At 65.7% G+C, this 24,540-nt stretch carries 22 protein-coding genes; 4 read left to right on the forward strand and 18 right to left on the reverse strand.

Going from position 1 to position 24,540, the window contains the following annotated elements; all coding sequences use genetic code 11:
* Positions 1-104: 104 nt before the first annotated feature.
* The 18 genes from ABZF37_RS07125 to ABZF37_RS07210 all read right to left on the reverse strand — a co-directional run bounded on the left by ABZF37_RS07125 (position 105) and on the right by ABZF37_RS07210 (position 17,951).
* Positions 105-536 (reverse strand): flagellar hook-length control protein FliK, encoded by a 432-nt coding sequence (locus ABZF37_RS07125; protein WP_372718296.1) that lies wholly within the window; start codon positions 534-536, stop codon positions 105-107.
* A 1,422-nt stretch (positions 537-1,958) separates the two neighbouring features.
* The gene (locus ABZF37_RS07130) at positions 1,959-2,387 is read right to left on the reverse strand and encodes a flagellar export protein FliJ (protein ID WP_372718298.1); all 429 of its coding nucleotides are present in this window, start codon (positions 2,385-2,387) and stop codon (positions 1,959-1,961) included.
* Positions 2,384-3,730, reverse strand: a complete 1,347-nt coding sequence (locus ABZF37_RS07135) for a FliI/YscN family ATPase (RefSeq protein ID WP_372718300.1) — start codon at positions 3,728-3,730, stop codon at positions 2,384-2,386. The genes ABZF37_RS07130 and ABZF37_RS07135 overlap by 4 nt, the downstream gene beginning before the upstream one ends.
* Positions 3,727-4,278, reverse strand: a complete 552-nt coding sequence (locus tag ABZF37_RS07140; RefSeq protein WP_372718302.1) for a flagellar assembly protein FliH — start codon at positions 4,276-4,278, stop codon at positions 3,727-3,729. Before ABZF37_RS07140 ends, ABZF37_RS07135 begins: the two co-directional genes overlap by 4 nt.
* 31 nt (positions 4,279-4,309) lie before the next feature.
* Positions 4,310-5,314 (reverse strand): flagellar motor switch protein FliG, encoded by a 1,005-nt coding sequence (fliG, locus tag ABZF37_RS07145; protein WP_372718304.1) that lies wholly within the window; start codon positions 5,312-5,314, stop codon positions 4,310-4,312.
* On the reverse strand, positions 5,307-6,971 hold the full coding sequence (fliF, locus tag ABZF37_RS07150; protein WP_372718306.1) for a flagellar basal-body MS-ring/collar protein FliF: 1,665 nt from the start codon (positions 6,969-6,971) through the stop codon (positions 5,307-5,309). Before fliF ends, fliG begins: the two co-directional genes overlap by 8 nt.
* Before the next feature lie 27 nt (positions 6,972-6,998).
* Positions 6,999-7,325 carry a flagellar hook-basal body complex protein FliE gene (gene fliE, locus ABZF37_RS07155; protein WP_372718309.1) on the reverse strand — a complete coding sequence of 109 codons (327 nt, stop codon included), beginning with the start codon at positions 7,323-7,325 and terminating at the stop codon, positions 6,999-7,001.
* A 3-nt stretch (positions 7,326-7,328) separates the two neighbouring features.
* Positions 7,329-8,684 (reverse strand): sigma-54-dependent transcriptional regulator, encoded by a 1,356-nt coding sequence (locus tag ABZF37_RS07160; RefSeq protein ID WP_372718310.1) that lies wholly within the window; start codon positions 8,682-8,684, stop codon positions 7,329-7,331.
* A 3-nt stretch (positions 8,685-8,687) separates the two neighbouring features.
* Positions 8,688-9,494: a PAS domain-containing sensor histidine kinase gene (locus ABZF37_RS07165; RefSeq protein ID WP_372718312.1), complete on the reverse strand. Its 807-nt coding sequence runs from the start codon at positions 9,492-9,494 to the stop codon at positions 8,688-8,690.
* Positions 9,495-9,622: 128 nt separating this feature from the next.
* A complete protein-coding gene (locus ABZF37_RS07170; protein ID WP_372718314.1) occupies positions 9,623-11,038 on the reverse strand; it encodes a sigma-54 interaction domain-containing protein in 1,416 nt (471 codons plus the stop codon).
* 173 nt (positions 11,039-11,211) lie between these two features.
* Entirely contained in the window at positions 11,212-11,766 is a 555-nt protein-coding gene (locus ABZF37_RS07175; protein ID WP_372718316.1) for a PilZ domain-containing protein, read from the reverse strand.
* Positions 11,767-11,878: 112 nt separating this feature from the next.
* Complete coding sequence (gene fliT / locus ABZF37_RS07180; protein ID WP_372718318.1) at positions 11,879-12,190, reverse strand: flagellar protein FliT; 312 nt, start codon at positions 12,188-12,190, stop codon at positions 11,879-11,881.
* An 11-nt stretch (positions 12,191-12,201) separates the two neighbouring features.
* On the reverse strand, positions 12,202-12,621 hold the full coding sequence (gene fliS / locus ABZF37_RS07185; RefSeq protein WP_372718320.1) for a flagellar export chaperone FliS: 420 nt from the start codon (positions 12,619-12,621) through the stop codon (positions 12,202-12,204).
* A 127-nt stretch (positions 12,622-12,748) separates the two neighbouring features.
* Positions 12,749-14,164 (reverse strand): flagellar filament capping protein FliD, encoded by a 1,416-nt coding sequence (gene fliD, locus ABZF37_RS07190; RefSeq protein WP_372718322.1) that lies wholly within the window; start codon positions 14,162-14,164, stop codon positions 12,749-12,751.
* A 119-nt stretch (positions 14,165-14,283) separates the two neighbouring features.
* On the reverse strand, positions 14,284-14,628 hold the full coding sequence (locus ABZF37_RS07195) for a flagellar protein FlaG (protein ID WP_372718324.1): 345 nt from the start codon (positions 14,626-14,628) through the stop codon (positions 14,284-14,286).
* 196 nt (positions 14,629-14,824) lie between these two features.
* A complete protein-coding gene (locus tag ABZF37_RS07200) occupies positions 14,825-16,279 on the reverse strand; it encodes a flagellin (protein WP_372718326.1) in 1,455 nt (484 codons plus the stop codon).
* A gap of 258 nt (positions 16,280-16,537) precedes the next feature.
* The gene (gene galE / locus ABZF37_RS07205; protein WP_372718328.1) at positions 16,538-17,518 is read right to left on the reverse strand and encodes a UDP-glucose 4-epimerase GalE; all 981 of its coding nucleotides are present in this window, start codon (positions 17,516-17,518) and stop codon (positions 16,538-16,540) included.
* A gap of 97 nt (positions 17,519-17,615) precedes the next feature.
* On the reverse strand, positions 17,616-17,951 hold the full coding sequence (locus tag ABZF37_RS07210) for an HIRAN domain-containing protein (protein ID WP_372718330.1): 336 nt from the start codon (positions 17,949-17,951) through the stop codon (positions 17,616-17,618).
* Between the two features lie 282 nt (positions 17,952-18,233).
* Between ABZF37_RS07210 and ABZF37_RS07215 the strand changes: the two genes are divergently transcribed.
* The 4 genes from ABZF37_RS07215 to ABZF37_RS07230 form a co-directional block, all read left to right on the forward strand.
* Positions 18,234-19,115, forward strand: coding sequence for a DMT family transporter (locus ABZF37_RS07215; RefSeq protein ID WP_372718332.1), 882 nt, complete (start codon positions 18,234-18,236; stop codon positions 19,113-19,115).
* 204 nt (positions 19,116-19,319) lie between these two features.
* Positions 19,320-20,771, forward strand: coding sequence for a circularly permuted type 2 ATP-grasp protein (locus ABZF37_RS07220; RefSeq protein ID WP_372718334.1), 1,452 nt, complete (start codon positions 19,320-19,322; stop codon positions 20,769-20,771).
* On the forward strand, positions 20,771-21,712 hold the full coding sequence (locus tag ABZF37_RS07225) for an alpha-E domain-containing protein (protein WP_372718336.1): 942 nt from the start codon (positions 20,771-20,773) through the stop codon (positions 21,710-21,712). The genes ABZF37_RS07220 and ABZF37_RS07225 overlap by 1 nt, the downstream gene beginning before the upstream one ends.
* Before the next feature lie 12 nt (positions 21,713-21,724).
* Positions 21,725-24,540 (forward strand): DUF2126 domain-containing protein (locus ABZF37_RS07230; RefSeq protein WP_372718338.1); only part of this gene is annotated, 2,816 nt, incomplete at its 3' end.

Consider the following 24,540-nt stretch of genomic DNA (forward strand, 5'->3'; position numbering starts at 1 on the left):
GAAACCCTGACCACGCACTAGGCGCCAATAAGAAAATCCCGCCACCGGGAAACTCCGGTGGCGGGTTTTTTGATGCGCTGGTAATGGCGTGGCGATGGCCGTGCTCAGGCGTAAGCATCAATCAGTCCGCGGCCGATCACATAGGCTGCCGTGACCGGGGGCAAGTCTTCCCCACCCAGCCCATGAGCCACCCCGCCGCCGCCAGTCCATCCCTGGCGCGATGCCTGTTGCCCGGCTTGATCCGCGTTTCCGGCGTTCTGCTGGAAAACGGCTGCCTGCCCCAGCTGCAGGCCCTGCTGCGCCAAAAGCTCGCGCAACTGCGGCAGCGACTGCTGGACCGCGGCGGCGGTACCTGCATGCTGCACGTTGAAACTGACCTGTGCCGCACCGTCCGAGAAACCCAGGCGCACCTCGATCGGACCCAGTTCGCGCGGGTTCAGCTGCAAGCGGGCTTCCTGAACGCCCTGATTGACCAGCCATATGAGGCGATTGCCAAGCTCACCGGCGAAACCCGGGCTACCGGGCCGGGCCGCCACGGGCAACTCCATCGCCGTTGGCGGCAGAGCCGCCGCAGCCGGCTGCCAGGGGGGGGCGACTAGTAAAGAGGCGGCCTGTGAATGACCGGCGCTCGCGCCCGCGGCGGGCGGTACGGATACAGAGTCAGCGTGCAGCGGCTGGCCTTTGTCATTGCCGATTACGGCTGCGGCCACTGCAACCGTCGGTAAGCCAGTAGTGGTGGTGGACGGCTGAGCGCCCGCACCCAGGGCTATCGCACCATCCTGTTTGACGGGCACGGGCGCTGCCTGGGGCTGGGCAGTTTTCGGCATGTTGGCCGACGTGGCTGTCGGCTGGGCGGACGCTCTTTGGTCGAGGGCGCCGGCCGGCAACTCGGCAACCGTGGTCAACGCTGCGCTGCCATCCTGTCTGGCGGACGCTCGCTGAGGCGTAGAGACCTTCGACAGATCGGTGGCTGTGGACTGGCCGGCCGTGACCAGAGCGGCCGCGCCATCTTCCCTGACCGACGCGCCCTGAGGCTGGGCGACCGCCGGCGCCGTCGGCGTCGTAGCAGTTTGCCCTGTTGGCAGCGCCTGTCCGGGGCTTTCATCGTTGCTGACCGACGCCCGCCGCGGCGACCTGTGGATGCCGCCGTGCATTGCTTGTGCGCTCGCCGGCAAAGCCTTCTGCGCTGCGTCGGACACCCCGCCGGACGGCGCTGGCGAGGTTGCAGGAACGGGCGTTGGGGACGTTCCGCCGGACGCGGCAGTCACAACCACTGCCTGCGCGTCCGGGCTTGCCATGGACGGCGCGGGTTCGGCCAAGACTGGCGTCACCCGGCCAGCAGCGAGGCCATCGACGGCCAGGGATTGGCCAGCGGGTAACGACGTGTCATCGACCATGCCCCGCGGCTTACCGGTCGTTGGCAGCGGCTCGCCGGACCTTTCGGCCGTCGTCGGCAGGACCGCCTTTGCCTCGGCGACCTGTTCGAGTGCGTGCATCACGGTGGCGTCTGCTACGGTTGAAGGCGCAGGCGGCGGGCTGCTCGGGGTCGACACCGGGACCGCAGGCGCGCCGTCAGGCAGCGGGCCTGAGTCTGAGTCTGAGTGTGGTGTCAGTCGGGCTGAGCCCGCGCCCGGGACCGGCGACGAGCTGCCGTCCTTGGCCGGCAACACCTTGCCGGATACCGTGCTCGACGGGCGCCCCATGGCGTGCTCCATAGCGGCCGGGAAAACACCGTCAGCCGCCGGGTCGTCGGCCGCCGCCGGCGCACTCGCCACAGCACCAGTCGCCAGAGGCCTTACTGCATCGACCATTTCACGCTCCTTGTCATCGTCTGGAATCACACAATCGCCAGCGTCGGCGGCAGACGCGTCTATGAGGCCCTTGTGCTGTATCGACTAAAGACAATGCACACAGCGGGCCAACTGCCGGTCCGCGCCCAACCAGCGGCGTCCACGACCTCAAACCGCCCGGCGACGGGTGCTCGTCCAGTCATCGAGTACGTGTTGCTCGTTGCGCTCGACCTGCTCCCGCGCCCGAACCCGATAGCGACCGAGCAAGCGTTTCAGGCCCTCGGCCCGACGCTGACAGCGCAACACTTCCCGCGCCGCGTCGCCACACGCTTCATCCGCTTCGTGTACGGCTCGTTCCTGAGCCAAGGCCAGGCCCTCTATACGAGCCACGAACTGCTGGTGGTCGCGCAAGGTCGCCACTTCCACTGAACCGATCCGTATTCGTCGCCGGTACTCATCGGCATAACGATGCAGATCAACCAGGCGCTGCTGCTGGGCGGCGCGCTCGGCTTCGCGCAGGGCGAGCCGCTGACGTGCCTGCTGCTCGGCCTGCATCAGCAGGTCCGCCACCGGCTGCAAGCGGCCTGCCCTGCTCACTCGCCCACCTCGCCGAGCAGGCTGTCCAGACTGGCCAGGCTATGGGCGAAATCAACGCCCTGACGCAAGTCCTGTCGCATGAAGTCGAGCAGTTGAGGGTAGCCCGCGATCGCTGCGTCCAGCAGCAGGTCGGCGCCCGCCTGGTAGGCGCCGACCGCCACCAGGTCGCGGTTCTGACGGTACGCGGAGTAAAGCTGACGAAAGCGACGCGCCGCCGCCAGCTGCCGATCGCCGGCCAGTTCCATCATCAAGCGGCTGACCGAGGCTTCCATGTCGATGGCCGGATACAGACCCGATTCGGCGATCTCGCGACTGAGCACGATATGCCCGTCAAGGATGGCACGAGCCGAATCGGCAATCGGGTCGTTATGGTCATCGCCCTCGGTGAGCACGGTATAGAAAGCGGTAATGGAACCGCCTCCCGCGGCATTCCCGGCGCGCTCGATCAAGGCCGGCAAACGGGCGAACACGGACGGCGGATAGCCCTTGGTGGCAGGCGGCTCACCCACCGACAGCGCAATCTCACGCTGCGCGTGCGCGACCCGGGTCAGGGAGTCGAGCAACAACAGGACGTTCTTGCCCTGGTCACGAAAGTATTCGGCGATCGACGTCGCCAGCATGGCGCCTTGCAGGCGTTGCAGCGCCGTGGTGTCGGCCGGCGCGGTCACCACGACCGCCTTGCGTAGCCCTTCCTCACCCAGGATGGTGCTCACGAACTCGTTCACCTCACGCCCGCGCTCGCCGATCAGGCCCACCACGGTGACGTCGGCCGCCGTGTGCCGGGTCATCATGCCCAGCAGCATGCTTTTGCCCACCCCGCTGCCTGCAAACAGGCCAAGCCGCTGCCCACGCCCGACAGTGAGCAAGGCATTGATACTGCGTACTCCAACATCGAGCGGCTCGCGGATGGGCGGGCGCAGCAGGGGATTGACCGGCGTGCCGGTCAGCGGCACGTGTGCGGTCGCCCGCACCGGACCTTTACCATCCAGGGGCCTGCCGGCTCCATCCACTACCCGACCCAGGAGACCCGCGCCCACGGGCGCCACGGCGCCATGGCGTAGCGGCAGTACCCGTGCGCTCGGGCCCAGTCCGTTAACCGGGTCGATCGGCATCAAGTACATGAAATCACCGGAAAAACCGACCACCTCGGCCTCGATGTCGGCCTGACCGGGCTGACGCACCGTACAACGGCTGCCAATGACCGCCGGCAGACCAATCGCTTCCAGCGTCAAACCGACCATCCGCGTGAGCTTGCCCTCGACCTGCACCGGTTGCAGCACATGCATCTGCGCCGCGCGGGCACGCAAGCGACCGGACAGGCGCTGTTGCAGTTCGACGCTCATGCCTCCTCATCCTCGGTCAACTGGGCAAACACCTCGGCCAGGCGGGTTTCGAGCGTCAGATCCACCTCCGATGACTCGGTGGTGATGCGACAGCCACCCCGGTCCAGGCTGGCGTCGGCCAGCAGCTCCCAGCGGGCATCGTTGCGGCCGCGTGGCGCGGCACTGCGTACCAGATCCATGTCCTGGGGATTCAGGTGCACGGTGATCTGACGCGCCGTCGGCGGAAGCGCTGCCACCCCTTCGCGTATCAGCTCACTGATGCGGGCCGGCATCGCCGTCAGCTCGCGCCGTACAACCTGCCGGGCCAGGGCACAGGCCAGTTGCAGCACACTGTCCAGAACGTCCTGCTCGACGTCGGCGAGCGGCGCGGCCAGGCTATCGAACAGCCCCGCCAGGCGTGCACCGTCCGCCGCCAGCTGTTCTGCCGCTTGCTGGCGCCCGTCGGCCAGCCCCCGCTCCAGGCCTGCCGCATAGCCAGCGGCATGACCGTCGTCATTGACGACCTGGCCCGCGCTGAAGGCTCTTGCGCCGGCCGCGGCCGCGGCCAACGCGCTATGCGTTCGCCAACGTTGAAACGCCTTACTCGACAAAGTCGCCACTCGCTTTACCCAGGCGGATGGTGCCGGCTTCCGACAGGCGCCGCGCGGCGCTGAGCATTTCCTTTTGCGCCTCCTCTACTTCGGCCAGGCGCACTGGTCCGCGCAGCTGCATATCCTCGCGCAGCATTTCGGCAGCGCGTTTGGACATGTTCTTGAAGAAACGCTCGCGAATGACCTGATCGGCGCCCTTCAGGGCGACCAGCAGAACCTCGGGAGTGGTCTCGCGCAGCAGCGCCTGCAAGCCCTTGTCGTCAACCTCGACCAGGCTCTCGAACAGAATCAGGTTGTCCTGAATCTGTTGCTCCAGTTCCTCATCGACGCCACGCAGCTCTTCCAGCACGACGTTGCCGACTGGCGGGTCGAGACGACCGACGATACCGGCGGCGGTCTTCACGCCGCCGACCTGTGCCGACTTGACCTGCACATCGCGATAAAACTGCTGTTCGAGGATCACCCGCACCTCGTTGAGCGCGCCCGGTTGCAGCTCGTCCAAGGTGGCAATGCGCATCACGATGTCGGCGCGTAAATCGGCCGGGATAAGCCCCAGAACCAACGCCGCCTGGTCCTGTTCCATCGAGGCCAGCGCCAGCGCCGTGACCTGGGGATGCTCATCCTTCAATATGCCGGCAATGGCTTTGGGGTCCATCCACTTGAGGCTGCCCAGGCTGTCGCTGTCCTGGTCCATGACCCGGTCCAGAATGCCGCGTGCCTTTTGCTCCCCCAAGGCATTGACCATGACGTTGCGCAGGTAATCCCCAACGCCAACCGTGAGCATGCTGTCGGCTTCCACCGCCATGCCAAACTCGTCCATCACCACGTTGACCTGTTCCTGGCTGATGTTGCCCAGGCGCATCATGGCGGCGCTGATGCGCTGCACTTCCTTCGGCTCCATGTTGCGCAGCACGTCCGCCGCCTTACGCTCGCCCAGCGCCATGACCAGAATGGCGGAGCGCTCGGTGCCGCTGAGCTTGGTTACCTCAGGCATCGCTGGCCATCCAGTTACGCATCACCTGCATCACGCGCCGCGGATCCTGTTCGTGCAGATCCGGTAACGGCGGCGGCGATGGTGGGGCCGCGATCCGCGGGGCAGCTGGCGCCTGGCCGTGATCGCCAGCGCGGTTTCGTGGCGCCGGGCCAGCGTTGGCAATCACCATCGCGCCGGCTTGGCGCACGCTGCGCAGCATGGGCCGCAGGACTCCAAGCAAGACCAGCGCCAAGGCACCCACACCCAACAACATGCGTCCGGCCTGCCACAACCAGGGTTGTTCCAATATGGGGGTGGCGGTCGGCTCGGGGGCAACCTCGGTCGGCGCAAACGAGGCATTGACGACGTTGATACTGTCCCCGCGTTCGGCGTTGAACCCCACCGCGTCACGAACCAGGGCGGTATAGCGATCCAGCTCTTCCTGCGTGCGGGGCGTGCGCGTTTCCGCGCCTTCCTCGCCGGCCACCCGGCGGTCATCCACCACCACCGCCACGGTCAGCCGCTGAACGCCGCCGCCGGCGAGCTTGGTGTGACTGATGGTGCGATCGATCTCGAAATTGCGTACTGACCGGTGATTGCGTTCTTTGGGCGTGGTGTCGGCGTTCGCCAGGGCAAGTGTCGCGGCATCACCGCTTACGGATTCACCGCCGCCTGCGGCCGGCAACGGGGTCAGGCTGCCCCCCTGCGGCGGCTGATTACTGAGTGTGCCGGGCACACCGCCACTGGCGGAGCCACCGACAGCCGTCTCGGAAGCTTCTTCCTGCGAGCTGCGCAGCACCGGATTCTCAGGCTTGTACTCCTCCTGGGTGCGTTCGGTTACCGCAAAGTCGAGCTCGGCGCTTACCTTGGCGCGCACTCCACCCGGCCCTACGACGGCCGCCAGCAGGTCCTCGATACGCCGCACGTAGTCCTGCTCGAGGCGGCGGGCATAGTCGTACTGTTCACCCGACTGGTTCAGTCCGCGCTGGCCGGCCGGGCGGGTCAGAAGATTTCCCGCCTGGTCGACCACCGTCACCTGTCGGGCGGCAAGGTCCGGCACGCTGGAAGACAACAGGTGCACGATGGCGGCCACCTGCCCCTCTTCAATGCTGCGACCGCGATACAACTGCAACATCACCGACGCACTTGGTTTATCGCGCTCACGCACGAACACCGAACGCTCCGGAATGGCCAGATGCACCCGTGCCTGGCCCACCCCGGCCATGGCACCGATGGTGCGAGCCAGTTCGTTCTCCAGCGCATGCTGGTAGCGGGCGTTCTCCATGAAACGGCTGACCCCGAAGCCGGGATCCTGAGTCAGCATTTCAAGGCCGCTGCCGCTGCCTCTGGGCAAACCCTCGCCAGCCAGTTTCAGACGCGCGTTGTGCACCTCGGCTGACGGCACGCGCAGCGCGCCGGTGCCGACATCCAGCCGGTAGGGGATGGCCGCTTTCTCCAGCGCCGCCACGACCTGCGCCGCGTCGCGTTCTTCCAGGCTGCCGTACAGCAGGCTGAAATTGGGCGTGCGTGCCCACAACACGATGCCAATAGCGCTGGCGACGCACGCGGCAAGGGCAACCAGCAACACCGCCTGGCGCGAGGCCGGCAGCTTGATAAAGCCCTGGACCAGGGCAGCCGGAGTGCCCGGAGCAGGAACGGGTAAGGTCGATTCAGCCATTTTCTCGATTCCCTAACAGCAGCTGGTTCACACCGGCATGTTCATAACGTCCTGGTAGGCGGCCAGGAGCTTGTTGCGCACCTGAACCACCGCCTGGAATGACAGACTTGCCTTCTGGCCAGACACCATCACCTGCGCCAGACTGACGCGCTCGTCACCCTGCTCGAAGCGGGTCGACAGATCCTTGGAGGCGCCCTGCGCTTCGTTGACCTGCTTGACCAGGTCGCCAAGCACAGCTCCAAAGCTGTTTTGCGTCGCCTCACCCGGCGCCGAGACCGGTGCGGTGGGCTGCTCCATCTGCGCACGAAGGGCACGGATCTGCCCCAGCACCGCGTTGATCTGCAGGTCGGACATGGCTCAAGCCTCCTTTATTTCGGCGACCGGGCTGGTACCCGGCGACGGCACTTCAAATCCTGCCTCGCGCAGCTGGGCCAGCTTGTAGCGCAGCGTGCGCTCGCTGATGCCGAGCCTGGCGGCGGCGAGCGCGCGGCGTCCATGCGCTTCACGCAGGGCGCCCAGGATCAGTTCGGCTTCGCGACCCTTCAGATCGCGATCCAGGTCACCTGGCGCAGCCGCTGGCGTGTCGGGGCTTTGCGGCGCGCAGGCCAGGTGGCTGGTCTCGATCGCGTCAGCATCCGCCAGGATCAGCGCCCGCTGGATCATGTTGTCCAGTTCGCGCACATTGCCTGGCCAGGAATAGCCAACCAGGGCACTGACCGCCGCATCGGCCAGCACCGGTGCCGGCGTGGGCCGATTCCAGTGCCTCGCCAACAGCCGCCGCACCAACGGCAGGATGTCCCCCGGCCGCTCGCGCAAAGGCGGCAGGTGTAGCGGAAATACTGCCAGGCGGTAGTAGAGGTCTTCGCGAAAACTGCCGGCGGCCACCGCGGCCTTCAGATCGCGGTTACTGGTCGCCAGCACCCGCACGTCGAGTGTCAGCAAACGCTGTCCACCCAGGCGCTCCAGCTCCCGCTCCTGCAGCACGCGCAGCAACTTCGCCTGCAAACCCAGGGGCATTTCGGAGATCTCGTCCAGCAGCAGCGTGCCACCCTGTGCCTGTTCAAACTTGCCAGCATGCGCGCTGACCGCGCCCGTGAATGCGCCCTTCTCGTAACCAAACAGCGTCGCCTCCAGCATGTTTTCAGGGATGGCGGCGCAATTGATGGCGATGAAGGGTCCGGCGTTACGTGGCGAGTGGCGGTGTATGTAGCGGGCCAGCACCTCTTTGCCAGTGCCGGACTCCCCAGTCAGCAGCACGCTCACTTCGTTGTTGGCCACCCGCGCCGCGAGCGTCAGCAAATCGCGCGAACGCGGATCCTCCGCTACCGGTTGTTCCGAATCGGGCACCTGCCCGTCAACCAGCCGCGCCACCAAACCGACCAATGCGGCCGGCTCGAACGGCTTGGCCAGATACTCAACCGCCCCGTCACGCACCGCCTGTACGGCGCTGCGGATAGTGCCGAAGGCGGTCATCAGCACCACCGGCACTTCCGGCCGCCGTCGGCGCAGGGCATGCAATAACGCAGTACCGTCCATCGGCTGCATTTGCACGTCACTCACCACCAACGCCGGGCGTTCGCGTTCCAGCAGCACCAGCGCGGCCGTGCCATCGGCTGCCGGCAAGCTACGATAGCCAGCCAGGTCCAGGGTGTCGCACAGCGCCTCGCGCAATGCCACGTCGTCTTCCACCACCATCACTGCTGCGTGACTCATCGCTTAGGCCTCCAGTGCCACCAGGGCCGGCAACTGGCACGGCAGCGCCAGTTCGAAACGGCAGCCAAGCGATGACTCGGCCAGCAGCAGCGTGCCACCGTGGCGTTCGACCACTGCGCGCGCCACGGCCAGGCCGAGTCCGGTACCACCGGGACGCCCGGACACGAACGGCTCGAAAACCCGCCCGGTCAGCTCAGCCGCAAGGCCAGGGCCGTCGTCGCAAATAGCCAGGCGCAGCTGGCCTGGCGCACCGCGCAGGCACTGCACCGAGACTTCGGTCGCGCCAGCCTCAAAGGCATTCAAGCAAAGGTTGGTCAGTGCGCCGCTCAGGCTCTCCAGGCTGCCGCGCAGCCCGAGCGGCACGTTCGCCGCCGGCAGGGATAGTCTGGCTGTCGCCGGCCGCTGTGGCTCAACCGCCGCGGCCAGCGCATCTATCAGGTCGGCAAAGGAAAAACGTTGATCGCCAGCATCAGCGCCATGCGCGAATGCCAGCATGTCCGCCACCAAACGCTCCAGCTGCCGTAACCGCTCGACCAATCGACCCGCGAAACGCGTCCGGTCGGCCGGCGCCAGGTCGGCGTCGCGCAAATGACAGGCATAAACAAGGGCCGTACTCAGCGGCGTGCGCACCTGATGCGCGAGACCCGCGCTCATTTCGCCCAGAGCCGCCAGCGGCCGCTGCTCGGCGAGTTCCTGCTGCAGCGCCGTCAGACGGCGTTCGAGCTGCCGGTAGGAAGCGCCCAGCGCTCCCGACAGGTGCTCGAAAGCTGCGCCGTCAGAGGTCGTATCGGAGCAAGGCATTGCCGGCATGGTCGGTGCGTCCAGTCACTGCGCCCCAATGCGTCGGGGCAGGTCTCGACCAACCGTAATGCAATCGCCGTACCAGATTTATTCTTATTTAATATTCAGTAAGTTATAGATTCTAATCGACAGTCGCGTCAAACATCCGACGCGAAGCCAGCCCGCTGCAAACCGTACTTGCGCATCTTCTCGACCAGGGTGGTACGGCGCATGCTGAGAAGTTCGGCGGCATGAGCCACCACATCGCCGCTTTCGTTCAGGGCTTGCTGGATATAGCTGCGCTCGAGTTCTTCGAGAAAGTCCTTGAGGTTGATGCCGGCCGACGGCAAACGCGTTGCACTCGGTTCCGCCACCTGGATCGGGGGGGGCAGGTCGGTCACGTCGTGGGTTCCATCGACGACTGCGCCCTGGCGCAGGCGCGCCGGCAGATCCGCAGCCGCGACCGGGCGGTCGCCGTGCATGATGGCCATGCGCTCGATGACATTCGCCAGTTCGCGTACGTTACCCGGCCAGGGATAGTCGGCCAGCACCGCCAGCGCGTCGCGCCCAACACGAACCTGAATGCCTTTCTCGCGTCCGATGCGGGCCGACAGTTCGTCCACCAGGGCCGGAATGTCCTCGCGCCGCTCGCGCAGGGGCGGCAGTTCGATCGGGAATACGTTCAAGCGGTAATAAAGATCCTCGCGGAACGCGCCTTCGCGGATGCCAGTCTCCAGGTCGCGGTGGGTCGCGGCGATGATGCGCACATCGGCAGTGATGCTGCGATTGCTGCCGACCCGCTCGAACACCCGCTCCTGCAACACGCGCAGCAGCTTGACCTGCATGGGCAGGCTCATGTCGCCGATCTCGTCCAGAAACAGCGTGCCGCCCTCGGCCGCCTCGAAGCGACCCTGGCGGGCGCTGATGGCACCGGTAAAAGCGCCCTTCTCATGACCGAACAACTCGCTTTCCAGGAGCTCTGCCGGGATGGCGCCGCAGTTGACCGGCACGAACGGGTTGTTGGCGCGAGTCGATTGAAAATGAATATTGCGCGCCACCACCTCCTTGCCGGTGCCGGACTCGCCCAGGATCAGGACGTTGGAATCGGTGCGGGCGACTCGCTCGATGAGGTACTGCACCCGCTCGATGGCGTGACCACGCCCGACCAGGCGATAAACCAGGCCGGCGTTGTGTCCGGCCGCGGCGCGGCCACGCACGAAACGCGCCCGGTCAAGTGCGGTGGACAACTCGTCGAACTGCAACGGCAACGGCAGCGTCGCCACCAGCGCCCGGCCCAGTGGCGTCTGCCAATCAGCATTGACAGTCTGGCCAGGCGGCACCGCCAGCACCGCCACCAGGCGCGGCCAGCGGGCGCGACAGCTTTGCAGAAGCGCCAGCGCCTGCTGCTGATCGCCGGCCTGAAACAACACCAGGGCCAACGGACCGGGATCGGCCGGAATGCCGTCCAGGTCCGCGCTTTCCACCGGTTCGTAGCCGAGAAATCGCAGTACATCAGCGGGCGCTGGCACGAGGCCAGCGGGCGACGGCGCCAGCACCAAAGAGTCGCGAACCATGCCGGGCGTTCCTCGTTAGCCCGGGCGGACGCCGAAAAACCGACAGCACCACCAGAGCGAAAGCGTCAAAACGCCGACAATGGTGCAAACACCGACAGGCAGTGTCAAGAATCCGGCAACCGCAGCCGGTCTGTCTCAGATGCGGACGGCAGTACCGCCCGCGCAACTGCGTTTCAGGCCGGGTCGCTGGGTCGCTTCGCCAGGGCCACCGCGCGGCGATGACGACGGAACACAAACCGTTCCAGGCCGTCAACGACGGCCCGATCGAGTCCATAAAATTCGGCCAGTACATGGCCGTCGGGTAGCAATGTCAGCAGCGCCGGCAACTCCAGTGGCGTTGGAAGCGGCGATTGCAAGTACAGACTAATCAAGCCTGGCCCGGCGGCCGGTGGCGTCGCCGGCTCCCAGACGATCCCGCGAGCGCCGAGGCGCAGCACTTGTGGCGATGGCAGCGCCAATTCCCGCCGTACCAGGTGACCGCACAGATCGAGCAACAAATCGAGTTTCTGGTCAAGTCGATGCAGATGCGAGATCAGTTCTGGCGGTTCATCAAGTGGCGGGGGCTGCTCTTCGAGACCGCCGACCAGACTCAGCAAGGCGCCGGCTACCCGGTTGCATTCGGCCAAGGCCAGCGCGTCCGGCAACTCAGGCAAGGCCCGCCATACCAGCACCAGCCGATCGCTATGAACTAGCCCCCCGGCCAGGGGATCAGCAGCGTTTGTGTCCATCGCCCACCTCCAGGCTAGCGCGCCATCCCCCAGGGACATCGCGCGGCGAGCGTGCGACCGCTCAACGCCACCCATAGTACGGCCGCTGCGCGGTCAATGCGCTCAAGCGCTCTTACGCAACCGCCGCATTCGCCGCGTAGGCATCGTGCATGCGCGCACCACCGTGCAAATCGCGCAAGGCCGCGCCGACCTCACCGCGCGCCGCCACAGCGCGCGCGGCAAGCGCCTGGTCGGAACTGAGCATGTCGCGAATCGCCTGTACCGTGCCCGGCCGCACTCGCCAGGCCTCGTCGGCCAAGGCAATTTCAAGACAATCGTGACGCTGGCTCGCGAGCAGCGCCACTGCCTCCCAGGCCCCCTGGTCAGCCGCCACCGCCATGGCGGCGGTCATCGCGACTGCCTCACTCAGCGTGTCGCTGGTCACCACCGCATCCATTAACCGTTGACCGCCTGGTCCAGGGCGGCTTTGGCCGGGTCAATGGCGTGCCACGCTTCGGCCAGAGTCGCCAGCAGGCGCCCTGCCTCGTCCAGGTAGTCCACCCGGTTATCGGCGTTGGCCGCTATCAGGCGACGCAGAATGTAGTCGTACAGAGCGGCCAGCCGGTCGACCAGTTCTGGTGCCGCCTCGCGCCGAAGACTGCCGCCGAGGGTTCCTACGATGGCGATCGTTGCCGAAATGGCTTCGCCCTTGGCCGCCAGTTCGCCGCGCTGCATATGGCCCTTGGCGCGTCCAATGCGCGCGAGTGCGCCGTCGAACAGCATGGCTGTCAGGCGGTGCGGCGTAGCCTCGGTCACGCCAGACTGCACTTGTACGCTCGCATACTGTTTCAGGGCGGCGCTGGAATGAGGGGTCACTGGATGTCTCCGGTCAATTCGCTACTGGGTGACTTATGTATCGACCGATGTGGCGGCAAGTTAACAGCCGGTCGAAGAAACTTTGGCACCACCCGGCGCCCACAGCGCCGTCGGCGGGCCGACCGACCTAGCGCTTGTCGCCGCTGAATGCACCCGGTAGGTTCGCCAATTGTTGCGACAGGAAGGAGCCGGTTGCCTGGATTTTGCTGAGCAGGCCATCGAGCGCATTGAACTGTGCCAGGTAGCGCTTTTCCAACGCCTCCAGGCGAAGGCTCAACGCACCCCGCTGATCGGTAATATCGACCAGTTGCCTACCGATGCTGTCGGTACGCGCCTTCAACACGCCGGTGCTGCCCAGATAGCCCTCGAGCACATTGGACAGGCGCTTGATCAGGCCAGTGTCACCCCCCAGCACGCCCTCCACCGCGGTGCGGTCTTGCGCCAGCTGCGTTTTCAACGTGGCCGCGTCAAGTTTCAACTTCCCGCTGGCGTCGATGCCGATGCCGATATCCCTGGCCAATGCAGGCGCACCGGTCTCGATTTCCGCCCGGCCAGTGAGTGCGAGGCGTAGTTGGCCGGATACGTTGCGCAGTACCGAGTCACCCAGCAGCGGCCCGCCGCTTTTGACCGCGCTGTTGTAACCGCCCTGTTGCTTCAACACATCCACTAGGGCGTTATAGGCATCTACCACCGCTTGCAGCTTGGGCTGTACACCGCTCACGTCGCTGGTCACGGTAAGGGTTACCGGTGCCGTGGTGGTTGCCTTCAGGTTCAAGGTCACGCCGGCCAGAACACCGCTGACGGTATTACTGGCACTGGTATAGGTGAAGCCGTCCACTTTCACAACCGAATCGGCGGCGGCCTGTTTTTCCGTGAGTCCATTGGCAAGGCCCCCGGTTTCATACTGCAAGGCAGCCAATCCACCGTCGCCGCCGGCTTGCGTCACCGTAATGGTGTTGCTGGCACCGGTAGTGCTCGAGGTCAGCACCAGATAGGTGCCCGCGGGCTCCACCCCGCCGGTGCTGGTCACCAGGGTCGCGGTGATGCCCAGCGGTGTTCCGTCCTCGGTGCGCGCCGCGTTGATGGCATCGCGGATGCCCGCCAGTGACTTGTTACTGTCATCGATGGTCAGGGTGGCTGTCTTGCCGGCAAGTGCCAGGGTCAGACTACCGGTGCCCACTACGGTGGTCGATGCGGCGAAGGCGCCCGAAGCGAGTTTCTGCGCCGCCGCGAGGGTGGTAATTTCCACCGAATATGCACCGGCGACCGCTGTGCCGTCGGCGCTGGCCGTGAACAGCTTGTCGTCGCCTGAACTTGCCTTGTTGGTGCTCAGCAGATCGCTGGCGCCAAGCGTCGTCACCGCCGACTGCAGTTTGTCCAGCGCGCCCTTTATCAGACCGAAGCCTGACAAACGCGCCTGCAGCCCCGCCTCCTTGACTGCCAGGCGACCCTCGGTAGGCGCTCGCTCGGCATTGATCAGGCTATTGACCAGGCCGGCGACGTCGATGCCGGAACCGATTCCACCGGAAGTAAGCGTAGGCATAAGCGTTCCCCCTTACTGGCCAGGGCGCTGCATGCGCAGCCGCGGCAAGGCAGGCAAAGCCAGCCGGTGCCAGCGGACCCGCTTGCCTGAGACCATGGCCCTGCCTCGAACATTCACCGCTAGACCGTCCCGCGCAACAGGGCGCCTGCGTTGTCCTGCAAGTGCTCAGCCAGGTCCAGAACTTCCTGGTTGGGAATCTGCCGCACCAGCTCACCGGTGTCCTTATTCACCACGCGAACGACTGTCATTCCGCTGTCTTCGTCAATTCGAAAATGCAGTTCCCGTCGCACCGTCTGAACGTGATCTTCCAGCCGGGCGACTGCTTCGCCAATATCCCGCGACCGCCGGGGCGACTGCACCTGGTCCAACACGTCGTTAGCAGGACTGTGTTGTGAGGGGTCACGGGAATTGTGGGCGGGCGCGCTGGCCTCCACCCGGAATCGTGGGTCGAGCATGATGGTCATGGGCTCATCCCTGTTGTTGGGCCAACGTCCGGCAGGTCGGGCCTGGCAAAACCGGGAGGGCTCGAGAGCCGCCGGTCACGCTCGCTGGGTCCGCACCGCGCGCTGGCTGAGGTACCGCTTGAACACAAGGCGAAGGCGGGCCGGGGGAAACCCCGACCCGCCTCGCCGCCCACGGGATGAATGTCCCGCAGCCTCATTACCGCAACAGCGACAGTACGTTCTGTGGCTGCTGATTGGCCTGTGACAACATCGCGATGCCAGCCTGCTGCAGGATTTGCGCCCGCGACAGCATGGCGGTCTCGGCCGCGAAGTCAGCGTCCTGGATACGCGAGCGCGCCGCCGAGACGTTTTCTGCCGTGGCCTGGTTGCTGGCCACCACCGAGCTGAAGCGGTTCTGCACCGCACCCAGCGCGGCGCGCAGGTCGTCGACGAATGACAAGGCTCCGTCCACCACCGCCAAGGCTGCACTGGCGCCGGCCTGGGTGCCCACGCTCATGCTGGCAACCGATGACAGCGCGCTGGCCACCGTGGCGCCGGCGAGCACCGTAGTACCGGTGTCGGTCGACACGGAGAAGTTGGTCGAGGCAGTAAACGCTACCGCTCCGCCCACTACCAGGCTATCGGCCGCGCCTTCGGTTACCGTCACGCCACCGACCGCAACCGTGGCGCCAACAGCGCCCGTGTTGCCGTAGTTTTCAATCGCGATATCCGAACCGTCGGTGTTGCTGAGCGTAATGCTGGCCTTGTCCGAGGACAGGGTAGCCGTTATGCCGGTCGACGCCGCGGCCGCGTTGACAGCGTCGGACAACGCGGTCAGATCGGTTGCGCTGGCGACATTGGCGGAAATCGCTACCGCCGCCGTATTCGACCCATACAGGTTGAACGACACGGTACCGGCAACCGACAAGCTGGCCAGCGCCACGCTATTGGTCGCCGTGGCGGTGACACCAGTGTTGGAGGATTGGGCATTCACCGCCGCGGCAATGGCCTTGGCCGTGTTATCCGCACCCACCACGACCGCTGCCGACCCGGTCGGGCCAACCACGGTCAGGCTCTGCGCCGCCACGTTGTTGCCACCGGTAACGTCGGTGGCTGCCGTCAAGGCACCGCCAACATGGGTGTTGGACGAGACGACGTTGGAACCGATCGCGCTGGCCTGGGCATTGCCGATGGCAAAGCTGATGGTCTGGCCGGCATAGGCGCCCACCTGGAAACTGCCGGTGCCGAACGAACCGTCCAACAGGCTCTTGCCGTTGAACTGGGTCTGCGTGGCGATACGGCTGATTTCCTGCGCCAACTGGGACACTTCCTTCTGCAACGAAGCACGGTCGGTGGCACTGTTGGTGTCGTTAGCCGACTGCACCGCCAGCTCGCGCATGCGCTGCAGGGCGTTGGTTACCTCGCTGAGGGCGCCTTCCGACACCTGGGCGATGGAGATACCATCGTTGGCATTACGCACGGCCTGGTTCAGGCCACGGATCTGCGCGGTCATGCGGTCGCTGATCGACAGGCCGGCAGCGTCGTCCTTGGCACTGTTGATACGCAGGCCCGAAGACAAACGCTGCAGGGAGGTCGCCAGATCGCCCTCGCTGCGGTTCAAGTTACGCTGCGCGGTCAGCGCATTGATATTGGTATTGATGGTCTGTGGCATGGTGATACTCCACCTTAAGTTGTGTTGTGTTACCGGGGCCAAATCCCGAACCGGGCTGCTGGCCTTTCCCAGGAACCCGGAGATGTGCTCCGCTTCCGAGCTGTGTATCGGCGCCAGAGACAGGAACTTTATGGAGTGGCTTGAAAAATTCTTGATTTGCTGATGGACAAGCGTGCCGGGGCCGGCCAACCACGCGGCGTGGACCAGTGGTCCAAAAAGCGTTTGAGGAGCACTCGGGCCTGGCTGGCCCAGGCGATTTCAGGCAGTCGGTAGCGGCTTGCGCTCCCACGCCAGCGCCGTGGCCACGATGAAATCCAGATCGTCATGCTGCGGCTGCCAGCCGAGCGCGGCGCGAATGCGTTGGCTGCCGGCCACCAGCGCGGCCGGATCGCCAGGGCGGCGGTCCGTATCGTGCACGGCCAGTGGCCGGCCGATCTGCCGCTGTACCGCCGCCAGCACCTCACGCACGCTATAGCCATGGCCATAGCCACAATTCAGGGTCAGCGAGTCGCCGCCTGTGGCCAGGTGGTCCAACGCCAACACATGGGCTCGCGCCAGGTCCTCGACATGGATGTAGTCGCGCACGCAGGTGCCGTCCGGGGTCGGGTAGTCGGTGCCAAAGACGCCGATCTCGGCACGCTTGCCGCAAGCCAGTTCGCACGCCACCTTGATCAGATGCGTTGCCAGCGGCGTTGCCTGCCCCAGGCGGCCACCCGGCTCGGCGCCAGCGACGTTGAAATAGCGCAAGGTCACATGCTGCAGGGTACCGGTGGCGGCGAGGTCGCTGATCATCCGCTCGCTCATCAGCTTGGATGCGCCGTACGGATTGATCGGCAACAGCGGCGCGGTTTCAGGCACGGGAATCAGGTCCGGGTTGCCGTATACCGCGGCAGTCGAGGAAAACACCAGCCGCCGCACGCCATGGCGCGTCAGCGCCTGCAGCAGACCAAGCGTGTTGCGTGTGTTGTTGGCGTAGTACTTGAGCGGGTCGGCCACCGACTCGGGTACCACGATGTGCGCGGCGAAATGCAGCACCGCATCGAAACGACCCTCGCCCAGCACCTGGTCCAGCCGGGCAACATCGGCAACATCGGCCTGAACCAGCGGCGCACCCAGGGTCGCCCAGCGATAGCCGCTACTGAGGTTGTCCAGTACGGTGACCGCGTGGCCGGCCTCGACCAGCTGTCGGGTGACGTGGCTGCCGATGTAACCGGCGCCACCAGTAACGAGCAAACGCATATCAGATCCCGGTCTGGCGATTATTCGCAGGCTTGATCATAAAAGCTTCTCACGCGCGAAATGGCGGCACTTTGCAACAGACATCATATTGATCAGCCTAACGGCTTCTCCCGGGCGGACCTTGTTCCAACTCCAGACGCAGGCTAACCCGAGCCCATGGCTGGTCGCCCTCACTGAGGCTGGCGATCACGGCGCGCAGTCGGCGGTCCTGGTCCAACCAGCGCGCCACTGCTGCATTATCGGGGCGCGGCAGGTAACCGAGCTTTTCCTGCCGGTAGTAGACCGCCACCGCCTGGGGGTCGTGTCGGTTCCAGCGCTCGCGGTGCAAACGCAGGTCGGCTCCCGGGTGCAGAAACGGCCACACACCCTCGGCCCGGTGGTACTGGAAGCCTGCCAGCGGCAGATGCAGCGTCGGATTATCGGGCCGGGACATGAACAGTGCCGGTAAACGAGCAAGCAGTTTGACAGGGGATAGCGACGGATGCATGGCAAGTCTCCACGGTTGAGGGTCCATCGCACTTTACGGGGCTGGTGTCTCATCCTATGAGCCTTCAAGCTCGCCGCAACGAAAATTGGCGGCCGTCTGGCACCGTGGTGGTGATAGCTCGCCCCCAACGACTCCTTTCGACCCACAAAGTGCGCCAGACTTGCGCGAGATTTTTCATCTCTCAGGGGCCGGCCGTGCAGGCATTCCCCGTCATCGCGGCATCTGACTATGTCCCAAGGGTTTATCGGCCGGCACCCCTACCTCGCCATGACTGGCTTGATTCTGATCTGGGGTGTTGGCTACCCGATCATGAAAATCGGTCTTCAATATTGTCCGCCGCTGCTTTTCGCAGGCTTGCGGGCGATTGGCGGCGGACTGGTGCTGGCGATGCTCGCCCTGCGCCAGGACGGGCTACCGAAGATCGGCAGTACCTGGCGACCGATGGCGGTGAGCGGGGTCTTCAACGTGTTGCTGTTTTTCGGGCTGTCGACGCTGTCGGTGCAACTGTTGCCCGCCGGGATCGCTTCGGTGGTGCTGTACCTGCAACCGATTTTCGTTGCCGGTCTGGCCTATGCCTGGCTGGGCGAGAGCCTGACAGGCACCAAGATGATCGGGCTATTGCTCGGCTTTCTGGGGGTCGCGGCCATCATGGTGCACGGTGTCGAAGGCACCCTGTCACCGGTCGGCCTTGCCTATGGTGTGGGCTCGGCCGCGGCCTGGGCGCTGGGTACCGTGGCCTTCAAGCGCGCGGCGCCGAAGTCGATTTTGTGGTTCAACGCCCTGCCCTTCCTGCTCGGGGGATTTGTCATCCTGGGCAGCGGTGTGGCCATTGGTGAGCGCTGGGCGGACATTGCCTGGACACCCATGTTCGTGCTCGTTCTGGCCTACGGGGCCGTGATTGGACTGGCCGTGTCCTGGACGCTATGGTTGGGCCTGGTAGCGGCTGGTGAAGCCTCGCGCATGTCCGGAAATACGTTCCTGGTTCCGGTGGTCTCGGTGGCAATCAGCACCGTGTTCCTGGGCGAACCGCTGACGGCCATGCTGACGGCCGGTGGCTTGGCGGTAGTGGCCGGGGTCTATCTGGTCAACCGGCCCGCAGCGGCTGGCTGAGCAGATGCAAGTCCCGGCGGCTGTCGATGGCGATGGTGGCACGAAGCGTGCTGAGCGAGGGAACGGGTTCACCGGAATCGACACCGGGCATTGGAAGCCCGAGCACGCTCCCGAGATCAAACCATGGCCAATGCCGCATCCGTTTTTCGCAGCCGAGGGCGCCATCCGACGCCCACCTACATAACCCCGCCGGGGCTCAATCGAATGCGCATCGACTGGAATCAATACGACCCCGACGGGCACTTCGACGAACTGATCGCCGCGCCCGGACAGCCACGGCCGGCGGCGCGTGGTCTCACGCAGTATCTGCGCGCGTTGTCAGATGCCGACGTGGCCACCCGCAAGGCCGCGGCGGAGCTGGCCATCGTCGAGATGGGCATCTCCTTCACTGTCTACTCGGAAGGCCAGAACATCGACCGTGCCTGGCCGTTTGACATCGTCCCGCGCGTTATCGCGGCCCGCGAATGGGCAACCATCGAGCTGGGGTTGCGCCAGCGCCTGACGGCGCTGAACCACTTTATCGACGACATCTATGGCGACCAGAAGATCATCAAGAACAAGGTGTTCCCGGCCGAGGTGCTGGCACAATCCAGGAACTTCCGCCCGCAGTGTGTCGGCGTGCGCCCGGCCTACGGCGTGTGGGCCCACATCTGCGGCAGCGACCTGGTACGCGACAGCGACGGCACGGTGTTCGTGCTGGAGGACAACCTGCGCGTACCGTCCGGCGTGTCGTACATGCTGGAGAACCGCGTGGTCATGAAACGCGTGTTCCCGGAGCTGTTCGAGAGCCAGGACATCCTGCCCGTGGATGCCTACCCGACGCAGCTGTTCGACACCCTGGCAGCGATCTCGCCGCGCCCCCTGGACTACCCGCAGGTGGTGGTGTTGACGCCTGGCATCTACAACTCGGCGTACTTCGAGCATGCCTTCCTGGCCCAGCGCATGGGCGCCGAGCTGGTGGAAGGCAGCGACCTGACGGTCGGCGATGACGACTGCGTGTACATGCGCACCATCCAGGGCCTGGAGCGGGTGGACGTGATTTACCGGCGCGTCGACGACCTGTTTCTGGACCCCGAGGTGTTCAACCCGAACTCACAGCTGGGCGTGCCCGGCCTGATGCGCGCCTGGCACAAGGGCACCGTGGCATTGGCTAACGCGCCCGGCGCGGGCGTGGCCGACGACAAAGTCGTCTACGCCTATGTGCCGGACATGATCCGCTACTACCTGGGTGAGGATCCGCTGATTCAGAACGTGCCGACTTTCCTGTGCCACGAGCCTAGATCCCTGGAATACGTGCTCGCCAACCTCGACACGCTGGTGGTCAAGCCGGCCAACGAGTCGGGCGGCTATGGGCTGCTGATCGGCCCGCACGCAAGTCGCAAGCAGCGCAGCGAGTTCGCCAGCCTCCTGAAGGCCGACCCGCGCAACTACATTGCCCAGCCAACGCTGGACCTGAGCACGGTACCAACCCTGTGCGGCGGTCGCCTGGAGCCGCGCCACGTGGATCTGCGCCCGTTCATCCTGCAGGCGGACCAGACCCACGTCACCGCCGGCGGGTTGACACGCGTGGCCCTACGCAAGGGTTCGCTGGTGGTCAACTCCTCCCAGGGCGGTGGCAGCAAGGACACCTGGATCGTCGCCGAGGCGGAGACGTGATGCTCTCGCGCGTCGCCGAACGCGTGTACTGGATGGCCCGGTATCTGGAGCGCGCCGAGAACACCGCACGGCTGCTCAGCGTCTATGCCAATCTGCTGCTGGACCTGCCCAAGGGTTACACGGTCGGCTGGCACACCCTGATCGGCATCACGGGTATCGAAGAACCGTTTCGTGAGCATTACGAACAGGCAGACGAGCACAGCGTGGTGCGGTTCCTGCTCACCGACATGCACAACTCATCGTCGGTGCTGTCGACTCTGGCTGGCGCGCGGGAGAACGTGCGCACCACCCGCGACCTGTTCCCGGCCGAAGCCTGGGAAGCCGTGAATGAACTGCACCTGTTCGCCCGCGAGCACGCGGTCAGCGGCGTCAACCGCAACCAGCGGCACGAATACCTGACGCAGATCATCCTCGGCTGCCAGCAGCTTACCGGCCTGCTGGTGGGCACACTCAGCCACGACGACGCTTACGACTTCGTACGCCTGGGCCGCAGCCTGGAGCGGGCCGACATGACCACACGCATTCTCGATGTCGGTGTGGCGACCCTGCAGGAACAGGACGACACCGCCAGCGCGCTGCTGTCCACACTGTGGATCAACGTGCTGCGTTCCTTGTCCGCCTACCAGATGTATCGCCGCCACGTGCGGGCATCCGTCAACGGTCGGGACGTGGCGGCCTTTCTGCTGCGCGACGGCCAGTTCCCGCGCGCCGTGCGCTACTGCGTGGACGAAATCGAAGCTGCGCTGCGCCGCCTGCCTCGCGGCGAGGCGGCGCAGCGCAGCATTGCCCGCATCAGCCGGCTACTGACCGAAACCGACCCCAAGGCCATCGAGCGCGAGGCCATGCACGACTTCATAGACGACCTGCAGCTGGAACTCGGTCATGCTCACACGGCCATCGCGGAGACCTGGTTCCCCGTCCCCGTTGCGCAGCCCGCCTGAACAGGACACTTGATGGCCATCCGCGTCGCCCTGGAACACCACACCGAATATCGCTTCGACCGGCCGGTGGACATCCACCCGCATGTGCTGCGCCTGCGCCCGGCGCCGCACAGCCGCACGCCAATCACGGCCTACAGCCTGCGCGTCGAACCGGCCGAGCATTTCATCAACTGGCAACAGGATCCGTTCGGTAACTACCTGGCACGGCTGGTGTTTCCCAAGCCCGCGCGCAAGCTGAGCATCACCGTGGAGGTGATCGCCGAGCTGGCCACTATCAATCCGTTCGATTTCTTCGTCGAGGAGTACGCGGAGAACTACCCGTTCATCTACGCGCCCGCGCTGCACACCGAACTGCTCCCATACCTGCAAACCACGGATAACGGCCCGCTGCTGACTACCTGGCTGGCCAGTTTCGACCATACGAAACGGCCGATCAACGATTTTCTGGTCGACCTGAACCAGCGCCTGCAGCGGGACATCGCCTACAGCGTGCGCATGGAACCGGGCGTGCAGACTTGTGAGCAGACGCTTGAGCGGGGCATCGGCTCGTGCCGCGACACCGGCTGGCTGCTGGTGCAGATACTGCGGCACCTGGGCCTGGCGGCGCGCTTCGTGTCCGGGTATCTGGTACAGCTCACCGCCGACGTCAAGTCCCTGGATGGCCCGTCGGGGCCCGAGCAGGACTTCACCGACCTGCATGCCTGGGCCGAGGTGTACGTGCCCGGTGCCGGCTGGCTGGGCCTTGACCCCACGTCGGGTCTGTTTGCCGGCGAGGGCCACATTCCGCTCGCCTGCACTGCCGAGCCGGCCAGCGCGGCGCCGGTCGCAGGCGCCACTAGCGAATGCGAGGTGGAGTTCCACTTCCGCAACACCGTGACCCGCATTCACGAGGATCCCCGCGTCACCAAGCCCTACAGCGAGCGCCAATGGTCGGCGATGCAGGCGCTTGGCCGGCAAGTCGATGAAGATCTCGCCGCCGGTGACGTGCGCCTGACCCAGGGTGGCGAGCCGACGTTCGTGTCCATCGACGACATGGACGGCCCCGAATGGACGGTGGCCGCCGACGGCCCGCACAAGCGCGAGCGCGCCCGCGATCTGACACGGCGCCTGTGGCAGCACTTTGCCCCCGGCGGCCTGCTGCATTACGGCCAGGGCAAGTGGTACCCCGGCGAAGCCCTGCCGCGCTGGGCACTCGCCTGCTACTGGCGCAAGGACGGCACCCCTTTGTGGCGCGACCGGAAGCTGCTGGCCGATGTCAACCGCGATTACGGACACGGCCCGGCAGACGCCAGACGCTTGGCACAGGGATTCACGGCCCACCTCGGCGTGCCGCAAAGCCACCTGATGGACGCGTTCGAGGACGTTTTCTATTACCTCTGGCAAGAGGGCCAGCTACCGGCCGACGTCGATCCGTCGACGGCTGACCTCAAGGACCCAGCCGAGCGCAGGCGACTGGCCGAATTACTGGGCCGCGGCCTGGGCGAACCAGCCGGCTTCGTGTTGCCACTGCACTGGGATTACCGGCGCGGCGGCTGGCGCTCGGGTGCCTGGCCGCTGCGCCGCAAGCGGCTGTACCTGGTTCCTGGCGACTCCGCGCTGGGCCTGCGCCTGCCCCTGAACAGCCTGCCGTGGGGCGACCAGGAAGACCCGCCTCAGACCCCGCAGTTGTTCGAGGAACGACCGCCGCTGGGCGACTACTACGGCGAAGTGGCGCGCCGCTACAGCGAGTTCACCGCCAAGCGCCCTGAGCCGGCCGGTCAGGCCGTCGGTGACACCCACGACGAGGCGGCACCGCTGCGGGTGATCCATACCGCCGTGTGTGTTCAGGCACGCGAAGGCCGGCTGCACGTGTTTTTGCCACCGCTCGGTGAGCTGGAGCATTACCTCGATCTGATCGCCAGCGTGGAAACCAGCGCTGCCGCCTGCGACCTGCCGGTGGTCCTGGAAGGCTACGAGCCGCCTCGCGATGGACGCCTGGAGCGGCTGGCGGTCACGCCGGATCCGGGCGTGATCGAGGTCAACATCCACCCGGCTGGGACCTGGGACGCGCTGGTCGACACCACCACCACGCTGTACGACCTGGCCCGCGAGGCGCGCCTGGGCACGGAAAAATTCATGCTCGACGGGCGCCATACCGGCACTGGCGGCGGCAACCACATCACCCTGGGCGCCGCCACACCCGCCGACAGCCCGATGCTGCGCCGCCCCGATCTGCTGCGCAGCCTGCTGAGCTACTGGCAACACCACCCGGGACTGTCGTTTTTGTTCTCGGGCCTGTTCATCGGCCCAACCAGCCAGGCACCGCGGGTCGACGAGGCGCGCCATGAGAGCCTGTACGAGCTGGACATCGCCTTCCAGCAGATGCCGGCCGGCGAGGCCCCCGCGCCGTGGCTGGTGGACCGCCTGCTGCGCAACCTGCTGGTGGATCTGACCGGCAACACGCACCGGGCCGAATTCTGCATCGACAAGCTGTACGCGCCCGGCAGTGCCAGCGGGCGCCTGGGTCTGGTCGAGTTGCGCGCCTTCGAGATGCCGCCGCACGCCCACATGTCACTGTTTCAGGCCCTGCTGCTGCGCGCGCTGGTGGCCCGCTTCTGGGATACGCCGTACCGGCAGCCGCTGGTGCGCTGGGGCAGTGGCCTGCACGACCGCTTCATGCTGCCGCATTACGTCACCGCCGACATGCGCGCCGTGCTGGCCGAGTTACGCGAGGCCGGTTATCCGTTCCAGGACGACTGGCTGGACCCGTTCGTCGAGTTTCGATTCCCGCGCTACGGATCGGTGCAAGTGGGCGACCTGACGCTCGAAGTGCGCGCCGCGCTGGAACC

The sequence above is a fragment of the Immundisolibacter sp. genome (assembly GCF_041601295.1).
Taxonomy (GTDB): domain Bacteria; phylum Pseudomonadota; class Gammaproteobacteria; order Immundisolibacterales; family Immundisolibacteraceae; genus Immundisolibacter.

Excerpts from the sequence above, each read along its gene's own strand:
- ABZF37_RS07135 (WP_372718300.1), bottom strand. The coding sequence starts at position 3,730 with ATGAGCGTCGAACTGCAACAGCGCCTGTCCGGTCGCTTGCGTGCCCGC.
- fliG (WP_372718304.1), bottom strand. The coding sequence starts at position 5,314 with ATGCCTGAGGTAACCAAGCTCAGCGGCACCGAGCGCTCCGCCATTCTG.
- fliF (WP_372718306.1), bottom strand. The coding sequence starts at position 6,971 with ATGGCTGAATCGACCTTACCCGTTCCTGCTCCGGGCACTCCGGCTGCC.
- fliE (WP_372718309.1), bottom strand. The coding sequence starts at position 7,325 with ATGTCCGACCTGCAGATCAACGCGGTGCTGGGGCAGATCCGTGCCCTT.
- ABZF37_RS07160 (WP_372718310.1), bottom strand. The coding sequence starts at position 8,684 with ATGAGTCACGCAGCAGTGATGGTGGTGGAAGACGACGTGGCATTGCGC.
- ABZF37_RS07165 (WP_372718312.1), bottom strand. The coding sequence starts at position 9,494 with ATGCCGGCAATGCCTTGCTCCGATACGACCTCTGACGGCGCAGCTTTC.
- ABZF37_RS07170 (WP_372718314.1), bottom strand. The coding sequence starts at position 11,038 with ATGGTTCGCGACTCTTTGGTGCTGGCGCCGTCGCCCGCTGGCCTCGTG.
- ABZF37_RS07175 (WP_372718316.1), bottom strand. The coding sequence starts at position 11,766 with ATGGACACAAACGCTGCTGATCCCCTGGCCGGGGGGCTAGTTCATAGC.
- fliD (WP_372718322.1), bottom strand. The coding sequence starts at position 14,164 with ATGCCTACGCTTACTTCCGGTGGAATCGGTTCCGGCATCGACGTCGCC.
- ABZF37_RS07195 (WP_372718324.1), bottom strand. The coding sequence starts at position 14,628 with ATGACCATCATGCTCGACCCACGATTCCGGGTGGAGGCCAGCGCGCCC.
- ABZF37_RS07200 (WP_372718326.1), bottom strand. The coding sequence starts at position 16,279 with ATGCCACAGACCATCAATACCAATATCAATGCGCTGACCGCGCAGCGT.
- galE (WP_372718328.1), bottom strand. The coding sequence starts at position 17,518 with ATGCGTTTGCTCGTTACTGGTGGCGCCGGTTACATCGGCAGCCACGTC.
- ABZF37_RS07210 (WP_372718330.1), bottom strand. The coding sequence starts at position 17,951 with ATGTCCCGGCCCGATAATCCGACGCTGCATCTGCCGCTGGCAGGCTTC.
- ABZF37_RS07215 (WP_372718332.1), top strand. The coding sequence starts at position 18,234 with ATGTCCCAAGGGTTTATCGGCCGGCACCCCTACCTCGCCATGACTGGC.
- ABZF37_RS07220 (WP_372718334.1), top strand. The coding sequence starts at position 19,320 with ATGCGCATCGACTGGAATCAATACGACCCCGACGGGCACTTCGACGAA.
- ABZF37_RS07225 (WP_372718336.1), top strand. The coding sequence starts at position 20,771 with ATGCTCTCGCGCGTCGCCGAACGCGTGTACTGGATGGCCCGGTATCTG.